23 protein-coding genes, 12 pseudogenes and 1 other annotated feature are annotated in these 21,787 nt (G+C 44.5%); of the genes and pseudogenes, 27 read left to right on the forward strand and 8 right to left on the reverse strand.

Translation table 11 applies throughout. The features are described from left to right. Nucleotides 1–180: 180 nt before the first annotated feature. Complete coding sequence (locus G5B60_RS11340; RefSeq protein ID WP_241154479.1) at nt 181–411, reverse strand: hypothetical protein; 231 nt, start codon at nt 409–411, stop codon at nt 181–183. 349 nt (nt 412–760) lie between these two features. On the opposite strand from G5B60_RS11340, the gene G5B60_RS03480 reads away from it, so the two are divergent. The 6 genes and pseudogenes from G5B60_RS03480 to G5B60_RS03505 all read left to right on the forward strand — a co-directional run bounded on the left by G5B60_RS03480 (nt 761) and on the right by G5B60_RS03505 (nt 4,431). Then, the gene (locus G5B60_RS03480; protein ID WP_164682696.1) at nt 761–922 is read left to right on the forward strand and encodes a hypothetical protein; all 162 of its coding nucleotides are present in this window, start codon (nt 761–763) and stop codon (nt 920–922) included. A gap of 18 nt (nt 923–940) precedes the next feature. Continuing rightward, nucleotides 941–1,096, forward strand: coding sequence for a hypothetical protein (locus tag G5B60_RS03485; protein WP_164682698.1), 156 nt, complete (start codon nt 941–943; stop codon nt 1,094–1,096). Nucleotides 1,097–1,961: 865 nt separating this feature from the next. Beyond that, nucleotides 1,962–3,036, forward strand: a pseudogene (gene prfB, locus G5B60_RS03490) (peptide chain release factor 2). Nucleotides 3,037–3,086: 50 nt separating this feature from the next. After that, nucleotides 3,087–3,779, forward strand: a pseudogene (locus tag G5B60_RS03495) (cell division ATP-binding protein FtsE). 55 nt (nt 3,780–3,834) lie between these two features. Beyond that, on the forward strand, nt 3,835–4,188 hold the full coding sequence (locus G5B60_RS03500) for a permease-like cell division protein FtsX (RefSeq protein WP_164682700.1): 354 nt from the start codon (nt 3,835–3,837) through the stop codon (nt 4,186–4,188). 102 nt (nt 4,189–4,290) lie between these two features. Further along, nucleotides 4,291–4,431, forward strand: a complete 141-nt coding sequence (locus G5B60_RS03505; RefSeq protein WP_164682702.1) for a hypothetical protein — start codon at nt 4,291–4,293, stop codon at nt 4,429–4,431. 750 nt (nt 4,432–5,181) lie between these two features. On the opposite strand, the gene G5B60_RS03510 is transcribed toward G5B60_RS03505, so the two are convergent. The 3 genes and pseudogenes from G5B60_RS03510 to G5B60_RS03520 form a co-directional block, all read right to left on the reverse strand. Continuing rightward, nucleotides 5,182–5,424, reverse strand: coding sequence for a DUF4811 domain-containing protein (locus tag G5B60_RS03510; RefSeq protein ID WP_164682704.1), 243 nt, complete (start codon nt 5,422–5,424; stop codon nt 5,182–5,184). Nucleotides 5,425–5,435: 11 nt separating this feature from the next. Further along, nucleotides 5,436–6,869 (reverse strand): annotated as a pseudogene (locus tag G5B60_RS03515) (DHA2 family efflux MFS transporter permease subunit). A gap of 202 nt (nt 6,870–7,071) precedes the next feature. After that, nucleotides 7,072–7,710, reverse strand: a complete 639-nt coding sequence (locus G5B60_RS03520; protein ID WP_164682706.1) for an MBL fold metallo-hydrolase — start codon at nt 7,708–7,710, stop codon at nt 7,072–7,074. Nucleotides 7,711–7,839: 129 nt separating this feature from the next. On the opposite strand from G5B60_RS03520, the gene G5B60_RS11345 reads away from it, so the two are divergent. The 8 genes and pseudogenes from G5B60_RS11345 (at nt 7,840) to G5B60_RS03535 (ending at nt 12,035) form a co-directional block, all read left to right on the forward strand. Next, nucleotides 7,840–8,088, forward strand: a complete 249-nt coding sequence (locus tag G5B60_RS11345; RefSeq protein ID WP_241154480.1) for an exonuclease domain-containing protein — start codon at nt 7,840–7,842, stop codon at nt 8,086–8,088. A gap of 24 nt (nt 8,089–8,112) precedes the next feature. Next, complete coding sequence (locus tag G5B60_RS11350; protein WP_241154481.1) at nt 8,113–8,385, forward strand: hypothetical protein; 273 nt, start codon at nt 8,113–8,115, stop codon at nt 8,383–8,385. A 51-nt stretch (nt 8,386–8,436) separates the two neighbouring features. Then, entirely contained in the window at nt 8,437–8,649 is a 213-nt protein-coding gene (locus G5B60_RS11355) for a hypothetical protein (protein WP_241154482.1), read from the forward strand. 3 nt (nt 8,650–8,652) lie between these two features. Further along, nucleotides 8,653–8,946, forward strand: coding sequence for a hypothetical protein (locus G5B60_RS11360; protein ID WP_241154483.1), 294 nt, complete (start codon nt 8,653–8,655; stop codon nt 8,944–8,946). 42 nt (nt 8,947–8,988) lie between these two features. Continuing rightward, nucleotides 8,989–9,150 carry a hypothetical protein gene (locus G5B60_RS11365; protein WP_241154484.1) on the forward strand — a complete coding sequence of 54 codons (162 nt, stop codon included), beginning with the start codon at nt 8,989–8,991 and terminating at the stop codon, nt 9,148–9,150. A 774-nt stretch (nt 9,151–9,924) separates the two neighbouring features. Further along, nucleotides 9,925–10,281, forward strand: a pseudogene (locus G5B60_RS11370) (helicase C-terminal domain-containing protein); the annotation flags it as partial. A gap of 57 nt (nt 10,282–10,338) precedes the next feature. Then, a pseudogene (gene pepT, locus G5B60_RS03530) lies at nt 10,339–11,535 on the forward strand (peptidase T). 65 nt (nt 11,536–11,600) lie between these two features. Beyond that, a pseudogene (locus tag G5B60_RS03535) lies at nt 11,601–12,035 on the forward strand (EbsA family protein). 4 nt (nt 12,036–12,039) lie between these two features. Here G5B60_RS03535 and G5B60_RS03540 read toward each other — a convergent pair. Beyond that, entirely contained in the window at nt 12,040–12,219 is a 180-nt protein-coding gene (locus G5B60_RS03540) for a ferredoxin (protein ID WP_164682708.1), read from the reverse strand. Between the two features lie 45 nt (nt 12,220–12,264). Here G5B60_RS03540 and G5B60_RS03545 point away from each other — a divergent pair. From G5B60_RS03545 to G5B60_RS03580, 8 genes and pseudogenes are all read left to right on the forward strand, one after another. Next, a pseudogene (locus G5B60_RS03545) lies at nt 12,265–12,753 on the forward strand (SAG1386/EF1546 family surface-associated protein). A 10-nt stretch (nt 12,754–12,763) separates the two neighbouring features. Further along, a pseudogene (cmk, locus tag G5B60_RS03550) lies at nt 12,764–13,435 on the forward strand ((d)CMP kinase); the annotation flags it as partial. Nucleotides 13,436–13,610: 175 nt separating this feature from the next. Next, nucleotides 13,611–14,141: pseudogene (gene infC / locus G5B60_RS03555) on the forward strand (translation initiation factor IF-3). Then, nucleotides 14,141–14,398, forward strand: a complete 258-nt coding sequence (rpmI, locus tag G5B60_RS03560) for a 50S ribosomal protein L35 (RefSeq protein ID WP_164684142.1) — start codon at nt 14,141–14,143, stop codon at nt 14,396–14,398. Before infC ends, rpmI begins: the two are co-directional and overlap by 1 nt. Nucleotides 14,399–14,418: 20 nt before the next feature. Next, nucleotides 14,419–14,778 (forward strand): 50S ribosomal protein L20, encoded by a 360-nt coding sequence (rplT, locus tag G5B60_RS03565; protein WP_164682710.1) that lies wholly within the window; start codon nt 14,419–14,421, stop codon nt 14,776–14,778. A gap of 120 nt (nt 14,779–14,898) precedes the next feature. Beyond that, nucleotides 14,899–16,077 (forward strand): annotated as a pseudogene (locus G5B60_RS03570) (CapA family protein). Between the two features lie 650 nt (nt 16,078–16,727). Then, nucleotides 16,728–16,931 (forward strand): annotated as a pseudogene (locus G5B60_RS11565) (metal-sulfur cluster assembly factor); the annotation flags it as partial. Between the two features lie 108 nt (nt 16,932–17,039). Next, nucleotides 17,040–18,746: pseudogene (locus tag G5B60_RS03580) on the forward strand (dihydroxy-acid dehydratase). 42 nt (nt 18,747–18,788) lie between these two features. On the opposite strand, the gene G5B60_RS11380 reads toward G5B60_RS03580, so the two are convergent. Continuing rightward, entirely contained in the window at nt 18,789–18,968 is a 180-nt protein-coding gene (locus tag G5B60_RS11380; RefSeq protein ID WP_241154486.1) for a hypothetical protein, read from the reverse strand. A gap of 27 nt (nt 18,969–18,995) precedes the next feature. Continuing rightward, on the reverse strand, nt 18,996–19,160 hold the full coding sequence (locus G5B60_RS11385; protein ID WP_241154487.1) for a hypothetical protein: 165 nt from the start codon (nt 19,158–19,160) through the stop codon (nt 18,996–18,998). 133 nt (nt 19,161–19,293) lie between these two features. Further along, nucleotides 19,294–19,367, forward strand: a sequence feature (ribosomal protein L21 leader region). Between the two features lie 18 nt (nt 19,368–19,385). On the opposite strand from G5B60_RS11385, the gene rplU reads away from it, so the two are divergent. The 3 genes from rplU to rpmA are packed head-to-tail and all read left to right on the forward strand — an operon-like array spanning nt 19,386 to nt 20,354. Then, nucleotides 19,386–19,700, forward strand: coding sequence for a 50S ribosomal protein L21 (gene rplU / locus G5B60_RS03590; RefSeq protein WP_164682712.1), 315 nt, complete (start codon nt 19,386–19,388; stop codon nt 19,698–19,700). 5 nt (nt 19,701–19,705) lie between these two features. After that, the gene (locus G5B60_RS03595; RefSeq protein ID WP_164682714.1) at nt 19,706–20,068 is read left to right on the forward strand and encodes a ribosomal-processing cysteine protease Prp; all 363 of its coding nucleotides are present in this window, start codon (nt 19,706–19,708) and stop codon (nt 20,066–20,068) included. Next, a complete protein-coding gene (rpmA, locus tag G5B60_RS03600) occupies nt 20,064–20,354 on the forward strand; it encodes a 50S ribosomal protein L27 (RefSeq protein ID WP_164684144.1) in 291 nt (96 codons plus the stop codon). The genes G5B60_RS03595 and rpmA overlap by 5 nt, the downstream gene beginning before the upstream one ends. A 93-nt stretch (nt 20,355–20,447) precedes the next feature. Here the strand turns inward: rpmA and G5B60_RS03605 are convergent, their stop codons facing one another. Beyond that, a complete protein-coding gene (locus G5B60_RS03605) occupies nt 20,448–20,864 on the reverse strand; it encodes an arginine repressor (protein ID WP_164684146.1) in 417 nt (138 codons plus the stop codon). Nucleotides 20,865–21,286: 422 nt separating this feature from the next. Between G5B60_RS03605 and G5B60_RS11390 the strand changes: the two genes are divergently transcribed. Beyond that, nucleotides 21,287–21,457, forward strand: coding sequence for a hypothetical protein (locus G5B60_RS11390; protein ID WP_241154488.1), 171 nt, complete (start codon nt 21,287–21,289; stop codon nt 21,455–21,457). A gap of 12 nt (nt 21,458–21,469) precedes the next feature. After that, on the forward strand, nt 21,470–21,622 hold the full coding sequence (locus G5B60_RS11395; protein WP_241154489.1) for a helix-turn-helix domain-containing protein: 153 nt from the start codon (nt 21,470–21,472) through the stop codon (nt 21,620–21,622). Nucleotides 21,623–21,787: the final 165 nt, after the last annotated feature.

Raw genomic sequence — 21,787 nt, forward strand, 5'->3', positions numbered from 1 at the left:
CGTATGGGCATCAAAAGTACGCTCCAGCTTACGGACAAACCAAAACATCTTATTGCGCTAGACAAACGCCACTAAGCTAGCGCTATCGTTAAAGGAGTAATCATACCAACCGTGGAAAGCAAGCAGTAGCTTTTGCCCAAGGTCGTAGAGCTGATAATCCAACTGCTCGATTTGCTTCTTCTATAGAAGACGCATAGCGGGATTACCCAGATTATAGGTAACCGGGAGATATTTCTGCAGTACTCTGATAAACGGCAGCGCCGGTTGGTGAAAGTCAATGGCGTTAACGCCAGCTAGAAGTAGGGGCTCTAAGTGGTCTTCTCTGAGCAGCTCTCTTAAGCACTCTGTATCAGACTGTCCAAAGGGATTGAGGGCAATGTGTAAAGCACTCATTATCGCTAATTTTGCCATAGCTCTATTGTCGCATAAAGCTAGTGGACAAGGTGTATGCGTTATTTTGAAAAGGCACAGGTTAGACAGAAACTTGTGAGTCGTTAAAAGAATGATAAACAGCTGAAAGATAAATTATAAACAGCTGAGACAAGTGTAATACTGCAACCGTTAGAGCTGAGGTATTTTTATGGAAGCCATTATTGTGACAGCTGTCGCTGTAGAGAGTCAGGCTTAGCAAGCCTTATCAGACCTTAAAAACAGCAGGGTCACTCCCTAGTCTAGTAGCTCTCAAGATGCTCTTGTGAGCAAGGGAGATGGACGCGTAAAGATTCTTCACGAGGTGGACAATGCCTCAAATGATGAGACAATGGTAGGTGGAATAGTCGGAGGACTCATCGGAATGCTAGCTGGTCCTATCGGGCTTTTGTTAGGTGGAGCGAGTGGGGCTCTTACTGGGGCTGCTATTGGTAATACTGCTGAAGACAATGAGTCGCTTCTCAATGAGCAGGTCATGCAAGATATTATCTGAGCTGATGGCGTTACGCTAGTGACTTTTGGAACAGAGCAGGTTGACCGTAGTTATGGTAATATTATGGCCAGCTGTGAGTCAAGAGCAACTCGCTATGACGCTTCTGGAGTCAGAGACGAGAAGACTCTAGCCAACCAAATGCAAGAAGACTTTCAGAGAGAAGCCAGAGAGTAGATAAAAGCTAGGAAGAAAGCACGTCACAATCAAGTAAAAGACCACTTAACTAACGATGCGACTAAGGAGGACAAATAGGGGGCGCTTATGAAAACAAGTCGAGCACTCTCTTTCGTAGCAGGTGTCATTCGAGCCATTATAGGGATTTATCTCCTATATGTACCGTCTCTTAATCTCTTCTCTCTTAGCTGGTTAAGAGCTGTAGCGTTATTAGTAGGAGCCTGAGCAGAGATTATTTACTATTTTAGCGAGAGTGGAGGCTGTCGCAGAATCGGGGGCTTATGTGCCGCCATTGTTTCCGCTATTTTTGGGATTTACTTACTGTCAGGTTATTTCTTGACCTGGCCTATTCTCATGCCGACTGTGATTGGTTTATGGCTATTGATTATAGGGATTGTGCGTTAATTCCAAGCTAGTGGCACATCAACGAGCATACCAGAGTTAAGTAATTATCTTCTTTGGACAGCTAGTGGGGTAATTATTTTAGGAATTGTCTTGATGTTTAATCCGCTATTAGCCAGCATTGTCGAAGCCGCCATTGGAGCTAGCGCTTTCATTTATCAAGGATATGTCCTTATGGTAGAAGCTTTTAAACGCTAAATCATTTATAGTTATAACAGCGTTAGCTAAAAAGCTACTGTGGTCTAAACATAAAAGATAACCAACTTATTATTTAGATACACGAAAAAGCTAGGTAGTGCCTAGCTTTTTAGCTGTCGTATCTATGTAACAAAAGTTTAACTTGTATCTGAGTTAATTTTTCTTGACGATAAAGCTGAGTAGCAGGCGTGAGTTCCCGAAAGGGTAAAATGGCACGTCCTATGATAAAGTAGAGAAGATTATATAAAAAACGAGGTATTTTTTTATGGATATGGTAGAAACACGCCATAAAATAGTAGAAAACACAGAGAAGTTGACTAGCTTCAGGAGGTCTCTTTGACTAAGAACGGCTGGAGGAAGAGATTGCGCTTTTGGAAAACCACATGACCGAGCTTGAGTTATGGGGTAATAATCAAGCAGCGCAAAAGGTCTCTCAAGAGCTCAACGCGCTCAAACAGACCTAAGATATCTATAACACCATGCAGGGGCTCTCAGAAGAGAGTGAGCTAATGCTAGAGATGTTGGATGAGGATGAGAGTCTCATGCCAGAGCTTGAGGAGACGCTTGATAAGCTTGATAAGCTTAAGATAAGCTACGAGAAGACGCTTTTGCACTCTGAGCCTTACGACCACAACAATGCTATATTAGAGATTCATCCAGGCTCTGGTGGGACAGAAGCTCAGGATTGGGGCGCTATACTACATCGCAAGTACACCCGCTATGGCCATGCCAAAGGATTTAAGGTTGAAGTGCTTAACTATCAAGCAGGGGATGAGGCTGGGGTCAAGGCTGTAACTCTAGCTTTTGAAGGACCAAATGCCTACGGGCTTTTAAAATTAGAAACGGGTGTCCATAGGCTCGTGCGTAGCTCACTATATGACTCGGCTGAGAGCCGTCACACCTTCTATACCTCTGATGAGGGCATGCCAGAGCTTGACGATCCTGTCGAGGTTGAGATTCGTGATGACGACATCAAGATGGACACTTTCCGGAGTGGTGGGGCCGGTGGGCAAAATGTTAACAAGGTGTCAACGGGTGTGCGCTAGACCCACATCCCAACAGGAATAGGTGTGACTTCTACCGTTGATAGAACGCAGTACGGCAACCGTGGCTGTGCAATGAAAATGCTCCAAGCCAAACTCTAGCAACTCGAGCAAGAAAAGAAAGCACAAGAAGTTGATGCGCTAAAAGGGGACATAAAAGAAAGCACATGGGGCAGCCAAATTCGCTCTTATGTCTATACCCCATTTACCATGGTCAAAGACCACCGCACAGGCTATGGAGTCGCACAGGTGGACAAGGTCATGGATGGCGCTATTGATGGCTTAATTGACGCTTAGCTCAAATGGCATATAAGCGAAGACTATAAAATCCAGATAAAGGAAAACATATGGCTTTAATTGAAATGCGAGACGGGACCAAGAAATACCGTCGCGCTTCAACCGTAGTAAGAGGTATCAACCACACGGACAATCAAGGAGAGTTTGTCTAGCTTGTTGGACCGTCTGGGGCAGGTGAATCCAGTATCATCAAACTCTTGTACCGTGAGGAAGAAGTAACCTATGGACAGTTAAAGGTTGGCCATGTCGACCGCACCATAATCAAATGTCGCAACATTCCAAAATTACGACGCAGAATCGGCGGGGTCTTTCGGGACTTTAAGTAGCTGCCGACGAAGACTGTTAATGAAAATGTTGCCTTTTCCATGCAGGTAATCGGAAGCAGAAGACGGGACATCAAAAAGCGTGTTTTTGAGGTCATAGAGCTGGTCGGGCTAAAGCACAAGCAGCGCTCTTTTCCTAATCAACACTCTGGTGGTGAGCAACAGCGTGTGGCTATTGCCCGGGCCATCGTTAACAATCCTACGCTCTTAATTGCCGATGAGCCGACGGGAAGCCTAGACCCTGAAATCTCTATGGAGATTATGAAGGGGCTAGAGTGTATCAATCATCAAGGGATAACAGTTATCATGGCAGCGCACAACAGCCAAATCGTTAACCAGCTACGTCATCGTGGTGTGACGATTGAGGATGGACGTATTGGCCGTGACGGAGAGAAAGGAGGCTACGGTTACCGTAATTAGATATTTCTATAGCCCTGTGTGGCCATCCATCAAGAACTTAAAGTGTAACTTTTGGATGACTTTTGCCTCTAGCACATCCATGTTAATTACGCTGACCTGGCCGGGTGTGGTATCAGCGGTTATGCTCAATGTCGAAAAAGTCGCTTCAAACGCTGAGGACAAGGTGCAAATCAGTGTATACCTTGATTATGATTCAACAGATGGCGCAAAAGAAGTCACAGACCTGGCCGGACAAACCAGTGCAAATGCCAGCTATCCCAAGATTGACGATCTAATCAAGGCCATTGACGGTGTCACGTCTAGCACTTACTCAAGTAAGGACCAAGAGTTGAAAAAACTGCAAAAGACATCGTCAGATATCTATAAGTCACTTGAAGGTGACGCCATTCCGCTTCAAGACGTCTACTAGATCAAGGTGAGTAAGGATAGCCAGGTCACGTCCGTAGCCAAGGCGAGTAAGAAAATCTCAGGCGTTGAGGATGTGACCTAAGGCGGTTATGACGCTGATCAGATGCTGAGTTTCATGCGTGGCGTTCGTCTCTGGGGTATAATCGGTGTGATTGCCTTTATCATCATAGCTATTCTCCGCACATCAAACACCGTGCGCCTCACTATTAGGGCACGTAAGCGTGCTATTGAAGTCAAGCGCTAGGGTGGGGCCAAGAGCTCTGACGTACGGGGTCCATTTTTTTTTGAAGGGGCTAGGATAGGCTTCGTTGGTGCTATTTTATCAGCTATCATCCTGTATTTTGGTAATCAGTTTGTCTACGAAGACTTGGTATCAAGCTACAAGGGCGTGGTGTTCTAAACCCCCCAAGGCTGTTTACCGTATGGTATCGGTGGGCTCTTTTCCTTTGGGATTATAATCGGAGCTTTTGCATTAACCCTCTCTATGCGCCGGTATCTCAGAACAGAAAAAGAAATTCCACAGGTCATATGACTAGGGGAATTTTTCTTAATTCGTGAGATGGAGTATATTCTTTATGGCCACTACATGGAGTTCAGCATCGGCTAGAGGGTCGCTTTTGGCCATTTCTTCTTCATCGGAAGACGCTGCGCGTTGGCTGTGTGTTATGGCGATATGTGCCAGTGGTAGCGCTTGTTAGGTGGAAAGTGCTAGCCATGTTATATCTGGCAATTCCACCGTGCTTTTTTGAGAGACAAGGCTGCCTCCCTCTCCCGCAAAGCCGTATAAAATCTCGTCACGCTTTGAGGGCCAAGCGTAGCGCTAGGGGGCTGTAACAAGTGTGACTTTTGTGACGTCAGAAAAGGTGTAAATAGAAGTCTTATTTATTGCCTGTATAGACTTTTTCATAGTTGGCACAAAGTGGGTGTTGGCTTATTTAGCCTTCTAATCAGAGTGGAAAACCAGTACTTTAAGGTCTGAGTTGGGGCCAAGTGGCTAATAGGTAAGAATGCCATACGGCAGGCTAGGCACATCAGCTGTGTAGATAGACTGGCGTGTGACCGCACTTTTAATGGAAAGCCCTGTGTGATAGATAAAGGGGTCTGTTAAGATATAAACGGAGCCGACGAAGGCTAAAAGCGACATAATTCCCCAAATAGTGCGCCAAACAGGTGACTTAATCAGTGTCCAGGTCACAAAGGTCAAAATCGTAGTCGTTGCGATAATGGCAATAATCATTTGTCCGCCTTCTATGTTTCCTCAATCATTCCTTTGCGTAGGAAAAGAGTGACTATAAATCCGATAACCACAAAGACAAAGCCAAGAACAAAGGAAGCGTGCAAACTATTTAGACTAGCGTCGATAACTTTTGCAGCATCGGCGATGGGGTCTTGAGTTTTGAGGGTGGCTGCAGGATTGTTGGATGGGCTGACATTTTGAGTGACGCTAGAGAACAAAGCCACAACGACCGTAGATGCGATATGTCTGACGGTATGGTAGGTAGCAGTAGCGTGCGAAGCTGCTTCAGCAGGCCACGCTCCCATGGCACTTGCAGTAAGCGGCATTGGGATAAGGGCCATCCCAAACATACGAACAGCAGACAAAAGCGTGATGAAGGGGTCAGCCGTTGACGCTGACAGGAAGATAAAGGGAACAGTCCCCCCACCCAAGATGAAAAATCCAACCAAAGCCAAGCGCTTGGAGCCGACCTAATCACAGATAAATCCAGCAACGGGACTGACAGTCCCAATCAACAAGGCCCCAGGAAGCAGCGTTAGCTTTGAGTTGAGAGTAGATAAGCCGGGGACATCTTGGAGATAGAGTGGCAACATCAGCTCAACCCCCATCATCGTCATCACAGAAAGGGCGATAGAAAGAGTCGTTACAGAAAACTCTATGTATTTAAAGAGAGTAACGTTAAGAAAGGGCTCTTTCGTATGCGCCTGCCTGAGGACAAAGAGAGTGATAATGATAATCCCGATAATTATAGGAGCCAGCACATAAACTCAAACGCCCCAGCTATGACTAGCGACATTGGAAAAGCCCCAAAGAAAGCTTCCGAATCCTACAGTAGACAGGCTAAGGGATAACATATCCAGTATTATCGCTTCAATGTCAATAACATCTTAGGTAAGAAAAGGTGATAAAATCAAGGAAACGAGTAAAATGATAAGCGGAAGGATAAAGATTGCACGCCACATGAGATGGGTAGGTCCGATGACAAAGTCCTCTTTTAAAATCCAACCCGCTAATGTAGGTCCAACAGCAGGGGCTAGTCCCACAACCAGACCAATGAGTCCCATGGCAGTTTTTAGATGCTCTTTGGGAAAGACATTGGACAAGATAACCTGCATACGGGGCAAGGTAATCCCGACGGCGCAGGCTTGGATGATACGTCCTAACAATAAAATCGTTCAGCTAGACGTAGGGGCTAATGTAGTCAACAACAGCTCGATAATTAGAAGCGCATAAGCCCAGATATAGAGCTATTTGGGGGAAAAGCGTGTGGCTAAAAAGGTAGAAACAGGAATAATAATCCCATTTGCTAGCAAGAACCAGGTCGTTGCCTTTTGAGCGGTCGCCATACTGCTATGAAAACTTATCATCAAAGTCGGAATGGCAGTCCCTAAGGTCGTAAGATTGAGAACCCCCGCAAAAGACGCCACTAATAAAAGCAAAATCATCAGCGTACGGCTGTAGGGCTAGCCATGAAAATCACAGGTAGTTATTGAGTTCATTGAGTCTCCTATACTAATGATAATCATAAAAACAAAAAATGAGTATTTAATAGTTAATAACCACACATAATTTATGCTTAGATATGACGTTTGTCAATTATTTAATGAAATGAGAATCCTGAAAAAGCCGAACAAAGACGGCTGAAGATTAGGCTGCAAAGAAAGGATTGAAATGCTTATCATGTCCGATAGTGGTGTCAAAACTGTGCCCAGGGGAGACCTGGTAGTGGATTGGTAGAGAAAAGAGCTGTGTTAAGATACTCTTAAGAAGCACCACACGGATGCTTGGCGGCAAATCATAACGTCCGATAGACACTCTAAAAAGCGCATCGTCAGATATGACTAGCTCTTCTCTTTCAGAGACAAAGGACCCACCATCAAACGAGTGCCCAGGTGTATCACGCACATCAAAGGCCACGCTATTTAGCTGGTAACTTTTGCCAAGCTCAAAAAAGTAATCCGCAGGCTTGAAGATAACAACGATCATGTCATCGTGACGAGGAAGACCAGAGAGATTATCCACTGGAGAGCCTAGCCAGCTTGCCTCTTTTTCAGAGACGTAGACAGGAGGATTGCCATAATCCCTGTGCCCCAGGTCGATCCTCATGATGTGGTCGTAGTGCGTGTGGGTCAGTAAAATGGCAGCCAGCGGCTTTCCGATAGACACAAGCGTTTCACAGATACTCGCATAGTCACTCCCTGGGTCAACGAGGAGGACGGGACTGTCATTGATCAGGTCGAAAGTGGATTCACGTGCGATAGTATATAATGTACTATTTATTTCCATATCCATAGGCTACCAAAAAAAGCGCAAAAGTGCTTCAATTTAGAGACGAGATTATCCATAAAGATAAAAGCATGCTATAATGGAGGTATAATGTACGAGAATGCAAAACGAGCATGAGTTGTCGTTGACTTGGAGGCTACCTCAGCAGGAAGCAACGCAGTCATCACACAAGACGGCATAGTCAACATCGAAAACGACGAGATTGAAAAGACCAACTCTACAGATGTCATTCCGCACCAAGCTTTAGAGGATAATTTCAATCAGCTGACAGGTAGCACTGATGAGCAGTTGCGAACGGCGCTTGAGTTATCCCAAGTGGCTAGAGAAATTATTGAGCAGATTGAGGACTGTGTTATTGTAGCGCACAATGTTAAGTAAGACGCCATTCATTTAGCCGAGCAGTTGTTTTTTGAGGGCTATGGACTGTGCCCACCTCGTGTGGATACGGTGGAGCTGTCACAGGTTATTTATCCCAGCTTTGAAAAATATGGCCTTGGCTACTTGGCAGGAGTGCTGGACCTTGATTTGTCGCAGGTGCCCACGGCTATCTATGACGCTTATGCGACGGCGCAGCTTATTTTACAGTTAAAGGCAAAGAGAGAGAGCTGGCCAAAAGAACAGCTAGAGAGAATGCTGCCTTTTGCGCATGCTCTTTTGTTTGAGAGTCGGAAGTAGGGTGATGATGCTTATAGAACAGCAAAGCCTATGGTAAGCTCGGAATAGCACTTGCGTCATGGCTTGATTTTACGTCGTGAACAGGAAGTTGGAGCAGAAAAGCAGCTATCGCAACAGTTTGAGAATAACAGACAGCTCTTGGAACGCGAGGAGCGTAAGCCACAAGAAGTCTTTGCACAGGAAGTATCAGCTTCCTTTGACCAAGCCCTACCAACATTTATCGAAGCGCAAGCGGGTCGCGGCAAGACCAACGGTAATCTGTAACCTTTGCTAGCCAAAAAAGAGCTAGAGCAGCTTATCATTTGTGTGCCGACGAAGATTTTACAAGACCAGATGATGGCACAAGAAAACAAGGCCATCCAGCGTGTGTTTGGTATAGAGGCTTGTAGGCTAAAGGGACCTGGTAGCTACATCAAGCTGCATGCGATTTATCAGAGCTTGAGGACTCAGACTGACAGCGCTCTTGTCATTCGTAGTAAAATGCAACTTTTGGTCTGGCTCATGGAGACAGGGACTGGCGACCTTGATGAAAACAAGCAAAAACGCCGGTTTGAGAGTTAGTTTGAGAGTTAAAAGCACGATGGCCAGCTGACTGCCGACTCTATGTTTCAGGCTATGGACTTTTGGCAACGGCGCTATGGTAGAGCGAAAATCTCTAAACTACTAGGGATCAAACACGCTTACTATTTAGAGCGTGTGCAGGAGGACAAGACTTTTGCTAAGGGCCAGTGCATTGAGTTTGACGGAGCGCAGCGTTTAGTGTAAGAGCTGGATACTGATTCACGTCAGCAGCTAGAGGGCAAGGATGTCTTGCAAGATATTCAAAAAACGCTGACTGAAACAGAGCAGCTACTTGATAGGCTTCGTCTTGAGGAGATTAGCATTGAGCACATTCGTAGGGTCGAGCAAGCTTAAGATAAACACCGCTATAAAGGCATTAAACGGCTTGAAGGGAACGAGTTAGCCCTGTTACGGCAGGCGTTGTCGGAATTGTCTCTAGCTTGTGTAAGACCGCTTCAAGAGCTGCTATTGTCGCATTATAGCGACTTTTGGCTTAGCACCATCTACGACGCAGAAAGTGATAAACGCCATATCTATTTAAAAGCTGGCAATTAAGACTTGCTAGACTTTAAGCAGTAACTGCCTGAGACGCAGAAACTCTACTGTATCTCAGCCACTCATGAGATTAGCGACAAGGTCGATCTTGCTGAGTTGTTAGACTTTGAGACAGGGACATTTAGCACTCTTCCCCGACATAAAGCACGCTAGCAACGTCTGGATGGGGACAGTAGCATGCCCATGCCGTCTGATGTTAGCGAACATCAGTATGCCCTTGAGATTGCATAAAGCATCGAGCAGCTAATAAGTCTCAATCAGTCTGTACTAGATTTATTTACTCGAAAGCAGATGATGTTTTTGGTTTCTGAGTAGTTGGATATTTGGGCCATCAAGCACCACACTCTAATCAAGAACGGCACGCCTTATCAGCTTAAAAAGCGCTAAGATAGAGGCGATAGCACCGTTCGTCTTGGGACAGGCGCTAACTGGGGGGGCGTTGATTTTGTGCAGGCCGACCACATGATTGAGCAAGTAACTCGCATGCCCTTTGACAATCCAAAAGACCCCTTAGCCAAAAAATTAGATACGCACATAAAAGCGCAAGGCAAACAGCCTTTTTGGGACTATTTCCTTCCTTTAGCAGTCATAAAAATAAAACACGCTATTGGCAGGACCCAGAGACGACCGCAGCAAAAAGCTGCAGTAGTCAATCCAGATAGTCGCATTCTACATCGCAGCTACGGACCTCTTGTTAACAAAGCTTTAGAGGAAGATTATAATATTTCTTCGCAAAATTTTGCTAAATCTATAACAGAGATTTCAGAATTTCTGCTATAATAGGAGAGAATAAAAATGAGGTGAATTATGTCAGATCAACAATTATAAGAACGTTTTTTGACCTATGTCAAAGTAAACCCACGTCGAAATCCAGAGAGTGAGACAACCCCAACTACACAAAGCCAGGTAGACTTTGCCCTCAATGTCCTAACGCTAGAAAGGGAAGCCATTGGGCTAAAGAACGTGCATTATTTGCGTGAAAATGGTAATCTGGTAGGGACGTTACTAGCAACTAGCACCGCATTGACCCGCAAAATCGGCTTTATCGCTCATATGGACACCGCTGCCATCAACGCAGGAGGTGTAAATCCACAGGTAATTGACTTTACAGGTGGCGACATCGTTTTAGACGATTCAGGTTTTGTTCTTAGGCCTACTGCTTTTCCAGCGCTAGATGGTAATGTCGGACGCACGCTTATAACAACTGACGGCACAGCGCTTTTAGGAGCTGACGGCACGGCAGGGATTGCAGAGATTATGACAGCTATGGCTTACTAAGCTGAACATCCTGAGATTCCGCACGGTGAGATTCGTGTAGGTTTTGGGCCAGACGAGGAGATAGGTGTTGGAGCAGATAAGTAAGACGTTGAAGACTAAGACGTCGACTTTGCCTACACTGTAGACGGTGGACCTCTTGGTGAGTTGCAGTACGAGACTAACAGTGCTGCAGGGCTAGAGCTGCCATTTTTAGGGCGCAATGTCCACCCAGGAACAGCTAATAATCAAGTGGTCAACGCTTTACAGTTAGCTATTGCTTTTCATAATCAATTGCCAGACGCTGACCGTCCAGAGCTGCCAGACGGCTACCAAGGTTATTTCTATTTAGCTTCATTAGAGGGAACAGTCGAAGAGGCAAAAAGTGCCTATATCATCCGTGATTTTGAGGACGGGGACTTCAAAAAACGAAAAGAGTAGGGTGAGACTATTGCTAGCAAGATGAATGCGAACTAAGATACAGAGCGTGTCAAAGACAACCACTATGACCAATATTATAACAAGAAAAAAGTCATCGAAAAAGACAGGACACCTAGCACCATCGTTGAAAAGGTCAAGAAAGAGTTGGAGATCAAGCCAATCAACGAGCCGATTCGTGGGGGAACAGATGGCTCTAAAAATTTTTTCATGGGAATTCCAACGCCATACTTATTTGCAGGTGGTGAGAACAAGCACGGACGTAATGAGTTTGTCAGTCATGAAGCCATGCAAAAAGCAGTTGATGTGATAATCGGTATGGTCCAAGAGCCACAGGTCTAAAGGAGAGTTACATGATAAAACTCTTGGGAAAGGAAAGGTACCAATGGTAACCTGAGTAGTCTAGGGTGATAATCTATTGGACTATCGCCTTTATTCCCATCTAACTGGGGGCCTCTTTGATTATTGAAAATCTCACAGTATCAAGGCAAGTCATGAATTTATTTGCTATATTTATCGTTTTGATTGGCGCAGGGATTCACCGCTACTTAGTCAATGAAAACGGTTAGCTAGGGATTGTTTCTTTAAATATCTATAGTGAATCTCATATTCCGCTAGAAGACATCACCAAAGGGGAAGTGACCAAGTCAGCTGGGACACTGTATGTCAAAAATCAAGACAAGCGCACTATTTACAAGCGCAAGTGGCCTATAAAATACTTCAATGAAGCGCTGGTGGTTGATCCAGCCTTTCACGGCGAGGTTGTACTAGTGGACAAGCTCATCAAGCTAGACTATTTTAAGATTTATGAAAATAAGAAAAAAGCTCTTACAAAATCGTAAGAGCCTAGGGTGGGTATGACTTGACGGCAGTGATAGTATCGCTGTCATCTGGGGCGATAGGGCATTCTTTAGCGTCTGTATTTGCTAATACAACGAGTCCCTCGTCATCACAGTCAAGTAACGCTGAATACGTATGGTAAAGCCCGCAAGCAATACATTTTTCTGGAGTAATTCTCACTTTCATACTCCTATTGTAATATGATTTTACCTATTTAATAAGGGGGATAACATGGCTAAGGAGCCATGGGAGGAAAAAATCGTTGAAGCCAGAGAGGGAGCACGCTCAAGGCGTAATACTATAAGTACGTCCTGGAATACAGGTAGTTTAAGCTTCGTCTTTATCATTATCGTTGTTAGTTTGTTAGGTGTCATTTACACTTCAAACCGAGGTGGCAATTAAGCAAGCGAAACGGCTGGTTTTGCTAGCTCGTCATCTGTAGGGAAAAGGTCTAGCCAAGCTTCGTCTGCTACGCAAGAGAGCACCGCAGGTAGTGAGAGTACAACGAGCGAAAGTACTCCTGAGAGTTCATCAAGTACAGAAGAGTCATCGTTAACACAAGGTAGCGGTGAGACCATTACCGTCCTGGCCGGAGAAGGGGCAGCCTCTAGCGCTGCTCGTGCAGGTATCTATGTCTCTAAACTGCAAGAGCTCAATCCTGATCACAGGACACATGGTAACTGGTACGCAAATCCAGGTGACCAAGTCAACATTAACTAGAGAGGTCTTTATGAAATCCATTAGTATTGCTATAGACGGTCCAGCTTCTAGTGGTAAGAGTACAGTAGCCAAGATTATTGCATAAAATCTTGGCTATACTAACCTAGACACTGGGGCTATGTATCGCTCGGCAACTTAGTTAGCCATAAAAGAGCAACTGACGGAAAAGGAAGTAGACGTTAGTTTAGACTTGTTAGCGAAGTATCCGAGTTCTTTTGGACGACGGGAAGATGGTACTCAATCAGTCTTTGTCGGTGATGAGGATGTGACACTTGCTATACGTCAAAACGATGTGACTAACAACGTCTCATGGGTGGCTGCCATCCCAGAAGTACGTACGGAGCTTGTCATTCAACGGCGCCGTATCGCTGAAAAAGGCGCTATTATCATGGATGATCGGGACATCGGCACAGTCGTAATACCAAATGCGGAACGCAAGATTATTTTGGTTGCCTCAGGTGATGAAAGAGCAGAGCGCAGGGATAAGGAGAATCAGGAAAAAGGCATTGAGACCAATCATGAACGCATAAAAGAAGAAAGTGCTGCGCGGGACTGCAAAGACAGCCATCGTAAGGTTACTCCGCTAAAAGCAGCTGAGGACGTCATCACATTAGACACTAGCGGTATCCCAATCGAAGACGTTGTGCAATTTATTCAGGAAAAAGCACAGAAAAAGATTGACAGCCTAACTCAGTCATGCTATAATGCTAATAATAAGAAAAGCAGGAGTGAGAGTTACTCGCCTTGTGACTATAGGTGTCAGGCTCTACAAGTCAGGTTTCAGTCAAGAAATATAACTCGTAGTGCGGATTTGTGTTGGCAAGTCCGCTAACGTTTTTCTCATAAAATATGAAGAGGTGAAGATCAGAGCTGAAAAAGATCTATACATTAATGAAGAAATTCGCGTTCGTGAAGTTCGTCTAGTAGGGCTAGATGGTGAACAGCTAGGTATCAAGCAGGTGTCAGAGGCACAAGCTATCGCTGATGAAGCTAATGTCGATATGGTACTTATCCAACCGCAAGCTACGTCACCTGTTGCGAAAATTATGGACTAGGGAAAGTTCAAATTAGAGTATCAAGAGAAACGTAAAGAACAACGCAAGAAACAAGGCGTTGTGACTGTTACGGAAATTCGTCTCAGTCCTGTTATTGATAAAGGTGACTTTGAGACAAAACTCTGTAACGGTCGTAAGTTTTTTCAAAAAGGAAACAAGGTAAAAGTTTCACTACGTATGCGAGGACGTATGAATACTCACGAAGATATTGGAGCAAAAGGGTTGGCGGACTTTGCTGAAGCAACGCAAGATATTGCGATTATTGAGCAAAGAGCTAAGATGGATGAACGTCAAATGTTCATGCAACTTGCACCAATGCCAGACAAAAAGTAATTGTCACTAACTATTATAAAGAGGAGAAATTTAGCAGGCCAAAACAAAAAACACACCGCGCATCAGCAAAACGGTTTAAACGTACAGGTTATGGTGGATTGAAACGCATCCGTGCTTACACTTCACACCGTTTCTATGGAAAAACTGAAAAACAACGTCGTCACCATCGTAACGCTACTATGGAAAGCTCAGGAGACTTCAAACGTATCAAGTCAATGCTAACTCACATGAAATTAGCAACGCATTTCCTGAATTAAGATTTTCGGAGGATATATAAATGGCTCGTGTAAAAGGTGGCGTAGTATCACGCAAACGTCGTAAACGTGTTATAAAATTAGCTAAAGGTAACTATGGTGCAAAACACAGCTTGTTCCGTACTGCAAAAGAACAAGTAATAAACTCTTGCTCCTATGCATACCGGGACCGTCGTCAGAAAAAACGGGACTTCCGCAAAATGGGGATCCCACGTCTCAATGCGGCCACTCGTATGAATGGATTGTCATACTCACAATTGAAGCACGGATGGAAATTAGCTGAAATCGAAGTAAACCGTAAAATGCTTGCTGACTTGGCAGTAAACGAAGCAGCAGCATTTACAGCTCTTGCTGACGCAGCTAAGGCAAAACATGGTAAATAATACCTTTTAAACCTGAGAAATTCTCAGGTTATTTTGTCACTACTTTTCTGATTATTTCTAGGATTGTACTTAGGCTTTATCGTCTCACATGCTATAATGAGAGTAGCGAAAGGAGATACGATGAAATTCAAGTGGACAACGGCCAGCTCGCTTGCTAGTCTTTCAGCAATTTTGATAGTTGGGGCAGCATCAGATGTGGTTAATTCTTCACAGAAACAGACGTCAAGAGAGACGGTCAAGACAGCACGAGTGGTCGCAAATGGTGACAGCTTCATCCATAAAGTCCACTATGCCAGTGCGCAAAAGACAGATGGCAGCTATGGTTTCAATCCTTAGTTTAAGTATGTTACGGACTGGATTTCGGAAGCTGATATGGCAATCGGTGACTAGGAGGTGACGATTAGTGATGACTAGGACTAAGCTGGCAATCCGCTGTTCAATGCGCCAAAGAGCATTGCGCAGGCTATCAAGGACCCGGGCTATGGTGTGGTTGACCTAGCGCACAATCAGATCCTAGACACTGGACTTGCTGGGGCGCATAATACCAAGTCAATATTTAATAATCTTGGTATAGACACTATCGGCTTCGACTCTAAGCATCGCCAAAAAGAGGATATCATAATTACGGAAGTCAACGGCATTAAAATTGCGATTTTGGGCTAAACTCATGGCTATAATGGGCTAGAAGAAAGTCTCAGCACTGATGACTATGAAAAACATCAGTCTGACCTTGATGAAAGGAAGATGAAAAAAGAAATCCAGAACGCTGAAAAGGAAGCAGATGTTACCATAGTCAAGCCACAGATGGGTGTAGAGTACCAATTGAAGCCAACAGATGAGCAGGGAACTTAGTATAATAAGATGATTGACTGGGGAGCTGAGGGTGTCATTGGTGGACATCCGCACGGGGTCGAGCCTGCCGAGACGCTGACAGAGGACGGTGATAAGAAGTTCATCATTTATACTATGGGCAATTTCTGGTCCAACCAGCGTAACGAGGCCATGGATGGGGTTGAAAATGCCAAGTGGATTGAGCGAGGGCTTTTGATGGATGTGACCTTCAGGAAAAAAGGAAAGAAAACAACCAATCAGACGGTCAAGGCACATCCAACACGTGTCAGGGCCTGGAGTAAAGGAACCAACGGTAGAGAAGGTTATGAACTTTATAATTACCGTATATTTAGCTTAGGGGACTTTAACGAGGGTGGCAAATACCGGGATGAGTAGGACGCAGCAATGAAAGAAAGAGTAGATACAGCCTGCAAAGAAATGGTAGAGCATGTCATTCTCAAGTGGTGAGATGAAAAAACGACCAGTTAGACTATTGTCAAGAGAATTCAAGAAAGTCAAAAAACATGATGAAAGTACCTTTCCAGCTTATGAGCGCCTTCCTTATTTACCATTGGTGCTATAAGCTACACGGAAACACACACATTTAGACGTTTCCTATGATGGCGACGTTTTTTGAGGCTTTACTTATAGAGTCAAGTCCAAAGAAGCAGTCAATATCATGTTTTTAGCGGTGAATGGTGTTCAGAGAGGAAAAGGCAACGGCAGTGCTATTTTGGAGGGTTTCAAGGAGCGAGCAGGTTAGCGAGCGCTTGTTAGGACCGTTGAGCCTAGAGAGAGCGACGTTAAAAACTGTGACGAGCGCTTGAAGCTTCGTGCTATTTATGAGCGTAATGGATTTAAAGAAACGTCCTATACTTATCACGAGGGTAGAGAATTTTACACAGATTTAGTAACACATGACCACCTTGATGAAAGGGAGTTAGAGACCTTGTTTAAGCTGGCTAAATGCTATATGGTGCCTGTCAAGTTGACAGAATTAAGATTTTTCTGACAAGTCAAATATTTGTGGTATAACAGATAGTAATAAGTCAAAAAGAGGTGGTGCCATAAGAGGGGACATTAAGATAAACGACCGAGCACTGGCTATAAGTGACCAGTTGGTAGAAAAATTACAAGCAGGTTATGATCCCGAGATTGAACTTGATATTTATAATTTGGGATTGGTTTATGAGATTAACTTAGACGCGGCAGGGCATAGTCAAGTGGTGAGTACCATTACCGAGGCAGGATGTACTAGGGTAGACACCTTGCTAGCAGATATAGTTACGGCGCTCACTAGCAATGAAGCTTTTACTTCTGTGTCGGTAGAGGTTGTCTGGACACCTGTCTGGAAGATGACACGTCTCAGTCGTCTAGGTCGTATCCCACTAGGTATCAGTCCTAACTACGGACTCAAGAAAGGGGAAAAAATGACAGAAGAAACAAGAGATTTTCGTATCAGAAGCCATGTCTATGATGGGATGGTGCGCTCACCAAGCAGGGCCAAGCTGCGTGCAACAGGTATGCAGGAGGACAATATGGAAAAGCCAATCGTAGGGGTAATCTCGACTTGGGCTGAAAACACACCGTGTAACATTCACCTGCATGACTTTGGAAAACTGGCCAAAGAAGGTGTCAAATCAGAAGGCGCTAGGCCAGTTCAGATTGGTACCAACACCGTTGCGCATGGTATCGCTATGGGGACCCCAGGTAAGCGCTTTTCACATCCGTCTCGGGACATTATCGCAGACTCTATTGAGGCAGCTATCAGCTGGCACAACTGTGACGCCTTGGTTGCTATTGGTGGCTGGGACAAGAACAAGCCAGGCTCTATGGTTGCTATAGCAAACACTGGTATTCCAGCCATCTTTGTCTACGGTGGTACCAATGCACCGGGAAATCTTGACGGCAAAGACATTGACCTTGTTTCAGTCTTTGAAGGGGTTGGTCAATGGAGCCACGGTGATTTGAGTGCTGAGGAAGTCCGTCGCATTGAGTGCAACGCCTGCCCAGGCCCTGGTGGTTGTGGTGGTATGTACACGGCCAAAACTATGGCGTCCGCTATCGAAGCTATGGGGATGAGTATCCCAGGTTCCTTTTCTCACCTAGCAGAATCCGCTGAGAAGAAAAAAGACGTTGAAGAAGCAGGACGTACAGGTGTCAAAGTGCTTGAGATGGGTATCACGCCTAAAGACATCATGACACGCAAGACTTTTGAAAATGCTAACACCGTTGTCATGGCACATGGTGGCTCTACAAATGCTATTTTGCACCTTTTAGCTATTGCACACGCTGCAAATGGGGAGTTGACTTTGGATGACTTCAATGCTTTTCAAGCCCGTGTGCCTCATTTAGATGACCATAAACCTAGTGGTCAGTATGTCTTCCAAGACTTGTACAATGTCGGTGGTGTGCAAGCTGTCAAGAAATACCTCTAGCAAAACGGCTAAATGCACGGAGAGTGCTTGACATGTACTGGTAAGACTTAGGCAGAGAATCAAGCAGATGCCCCAGACCGCAAGGAAGGTCAAAAAGTCATCATGCCTCTTGATAAGCCAAAACGGGAGGATGGACCTCTTATCATCCTTCGTGGGAATCTCGCACCTGACGGCGCTGTTGCCAAGGTATCTGGGGTTAAAGTCCGCAGACACGAAGGTCCAGCAAAAGTCTATAACAGCGAAGAGGACGCTGTGAATGCCGTGCTGGCTGATGAGGTTGTTGACGGAGAGGGTGTTGTAGGGCGTAATGTGGGACCAAAGGGTGGTCCAGGTATGCCAGAGAAGCTCTCACTTTCTACTATCCTTGTTGGAAAAGGACAGGGGGAGTCTGTCTGTCTCATGACAGATGGTCGCTTCTCAGGTGGTACTCATGGTTTGGTTGTCTGGCACATTGCCCCAGAAGCCCAAGATGGCGGTCCGAGTGCTTATCTACGAGATGGTGATATTGTCATTGTCTACCAAGATACCAAAGAAAGCACCATGAAAGTCTCTGAAGAAGAGCTGGCAAAACGCCATTCAGAAACCGCATTACCACCACATGATTCCCGTGGAGTCCACGGGAAATACGCCCACATTGTCTCAAGCTCCGCAAAAGGTGCTATAACAGACTTCTGGCGTAAAGAAAACGACTATTCATAAAATACCTTCCTTGCGGTAGGTAGTTTGTTCTCATGTAGAGTCTTAGTTTTCTTTGACAGCAAAGTAGATACCACTAGGACTGGCAAGGTAAAAAGATACAAAGGGAGTAGAAGTAATCGGACTGGTGTTATCAGTTAAGCCAGAAATGCGCTCATGCAGTATTGTAATATCCTGTGTCTCAAACAAGACACTAGACTGAAAGTCAGCGACTTCAGGCGACATGTGCTTGATGAAGGCTTTGTCGTAAACCTAAAAAGTTAAAGTGCTAACTGCATGTGGTTTCAGATCAAAAGCATCAAAATCCAAGATGGTGTCCCTAGATAGTATCTCAAAACTAGCATCCTTCCAAAAGTCATACTCTGCCTGGACATTCTCAACATAAAGCATTAGGGTAGCATTTTCTGTAAACATCATATACTCCTTGTTTTTACAATGATGTGCTTTTATAGAACGATAGAAGCTAAAAGCTGTCAAAGAAAGTGTTTTTAGACATTTTCTCTTGTCATAGCTAGAAAAATATAGTATACTTGAGAAGTTGACTAATGCGCATCCTGTGCAACCGCACGACCACTGTATCTAAGTAGCTAAGGCTCACAGTGCTAGGCGAGTCATCACTGAAATTTTTATAGGAGGTGCATCATGAGCGCATACGCAATCATCAAAACTGGTGGTAAACAAGTAAAAGTTGAAGTAGGTCAAGCGATCTACGTTGAAAAACTTGATGTTGAAGCAGGAGCAGAGGGAACATTAGACCAAGTCGTTCTGGTTGGTGGTGAAACAACAAAAGTTGGTACTCCAATCGTTGAGGGTGCTAGCGTAGTTGGTACTGTTGAAAAACAAGGCAAACAAGAGAAAGTTGTTACTTACAAATACAAACCTAAAAAAGGTAGACACCGTAAACAAGGACATTGTCAACCTAATACAAAGGTTGTTATCAACGTTAGCAACGCATAATAACAATGATGCAAGCAATATTTACAGAGGAAGCTTCTGACTGGTCTGAGATGACTATCACAGGACAAGCTGGTAGCGGTGAGCATGGCTTTGATGTGAGATGCGCCTCGGTGTCCATGTTGGCTCATAACTTTGCTAATTCTGTTGAAGCAGTGACGCGGAAGATGCCGCAGGTGGAAATGGTAGACGATGGTGGTTATTTGGTTATTCAAAAGCCACATAACCTGACAAGAGCAGATGATACGGTGAGGCAGACGCTTTTTGAATCAGTGGTGAGAGGGCCTGAGAATCACGCTGAAAATGAAAGTAACTATGTAGCGACACCCCTCATTCGGCACTGTTCAACGAAAGGAAAAACTCAAGATTAAACTTAATCTTTCAAACTTACAATACTTCGCCCACAAAAAGGGTGGAGGTTCAACATCAAACGGACGTGACACTGAGAGCAAACGTCCTGGTGCTAAGGCAGCAGACGGTCAAACTGTAACAGGCGGTACTATCCTTTACCGTCAACGGGGTACACACATCTATCCAGGTGTAATAGGTGGTCGTGGGGGAGATGATACACTTTTTGCAAAAGTTGAAGGTGTAGGGCGTATCGAACGAAAAGGACGTGATAAAAAACAAGTTTCAGATTACTCAAACGCAAAATAATCAAAAAAGACTTCCTTTTGGAAGTCTATATGATTCACTCTTATCACTGAAAAAGAAGGGCGGGGTATACTGAGAAAGGATGTTAAAGCAGGCTTAGGCTTTTTCATGGTCTTCGCAGATGATGAGACAAGTGTCGACTCCACAGACCGTTCCTACGAGTTCAGCGATTTCGATAGAAGCAAGGAAAGAACCAAAAGACTGGGCAAGACCAGGAAGGGTTTTGAGGATGATGTGATTTTGGACAACCTGTAGCATGACCAGGGCAGCTTCCATGTAGAGGCGCAAGCGATTTTCCCAGTGTGAGAGGGAGACGCTCAGAATCACATAATAAGGAGTGCCGTTGTCATTAACTTTAGCCAGATAAAGCTCTTTCATGTCACGAGAGAGTGAGGCTTGCGTAACATGAACGCAGGTGTCATTGAGCTTTTCTTGTGGCTCATGTTGGGTATGGATGGTATTTTCACAAATAACAAGTCTAATGAGTAGTTGTCTGGATACTTTTCTATTCAGAGAATTTTCTCTTGTTTTCTTTAGTATAACAAAAAACGTCATAAAAGTGAAAAAGCGCTTTTTTAGGACTAGAGAATGGAAAGATTTTTGATAAAAGCGCTTTTTTTTGATAAGATAAAGGCAAGATAACGAAAGAGGACTACCGCTTTTTACGGAATTTAGATGATTTTAGACTTCTTCCTAATGAACAGATTGATGAGCTGGCTTTGCAGATCAAAAAACGAAAAGTGCCCAAGGAGCACATTCTCATTTTTGAGGGGGATGTTAGAGATAGGCTGGAGATCGTCGTAACAGGTTATGTGCGTAACGAGCACAGTGATACTTAGGGGACGTAAACCTACACAGACTTTATCACGTCGCACAATATCTTTCCTTATGAGGGGCTTTTTGAGGATGAGGTAAACCGCTTTTCAGCGCAGGCCATGACGGAAGTAGAGTATTTTTGTGTGCCGACAGAGCTTTTTGAGGAGTTTTCAGCAGCGAGTGTCTACCAGATGAAGCACCTCTATGTCAGGCTTACTAGACTCTTGCGTCTGCATGAGTTGCGTGTGCGTAATGTCGTGACCGCAAGTGCTAGCATGCGGGGGGAGTAGAGCCGTGCTATTTTGCACAAGGAGCTAGGTGAGGTGGACTCGCATTTTCCTAATGCTTTGACAACCAGTGAAGTAGCGGTGATTAGTGGAACGACGCGAGAGACGGTAAGCCGTGTTATTCTGGATATGAAAAAGAAGCACCTGAGTGCTATTGACCACAAGTAGATCGTCTTTTTGGACAGGGATTATATTTTGAAATTTTTGAGATAGTTTAGGGAATAATCAGAAAAACACTTTTGCGATATGGCGTGGAGGTGTTATTTTAGAGCCGTCATTATTTAGTATATATTTTTGAGAATATTCAGAAAAGCGCTTGCAAAGAGTCTCAAA

The sequence above is a fragment of the Streptococcus hyointestinalis genome, from assembly GCF_011039275.1.
GTDB classification, from domain to species: Bacteria; Bacillota; Bacilli; order Lactobacillales; family Streptococcaceae; genus Streptococcus; species Streptococcus hyointestinalis_A.